The organism is Bacillus sp. LR--39 (genome assembly GCF_053613335.1).
The window spans coordinates 1-523 of record NZ_JBSIOT010001571.1 but is presented as its reverse complement, the minus strand read 5'-3'; the positions used below and the strand labels follow the sequence as shown (position 1 = coordinate 523).

Below are 523 nucleotides of genomic sequence, written 5' to 3'. Positions count from 1 at the left end.
CGATTCCAACCAATATCAAACCGCCAAGCTTCTCCGTCACATATACAGGAAAAAACTTCGTGAGAAAGCTTCCGATCAGCATGGATATAAACATGACAGCACCGGAACAGCAGGCGATAACCAAAATCGCTTTAAACGGTATTTTCATTTTTCTCAATCCGTACGTAAATCCGACTGAAAAACTGTCCAAGCTGACAGCCAACGCCAGCAGCAGTATAGAAACCATTTGCATATCCGTTTCTTCCTTTCTGTTGGTGCTCTTGTATCAGATGTGAAATGCCCGGGATTCATCACAATCATATATATGGGAAAGTGAAAAATCCGTGTTTCGAAAATGGCATCCTCCATTACAGAGTTACTGATATATGCACCGACAGCTTGGACAATGAAGCATTATGCTACTTTTTTTTCTGGCAGTTTGCGCAAAAATGCGTGCCTCTTCCTCCAACGACAATTTTCGAAATCATCGTTCCGCAATTTTTGCATGGCTCGTCTTTTTTTCCGTACACAAAATGCTGCAGCT

At 42.1% G+C, this 523-nt stretch carries 2 protein-coding genes; both read right to left on the bottom strand.

Annotation, left to right across the window (positions count from 1 at the left end; genetic code table 11):
- Positions 1 to 232: manganese efflux pump (locus ACWHAR_RS31860; protein WP_452089024.1), on the bottom strand; the 232-nt coding region annotated here is incomplete at its 3' end.
- Between the two features lie 166 nt (positions 233 to 398).
- The coding region (locus ACWHAR_RS31855) for a zinc finger domain-containing protein (RefSeq protein WP_452089025.1) at positions 399 to 523 on the bottom strand (125 nt) is incomplete at its 5' end.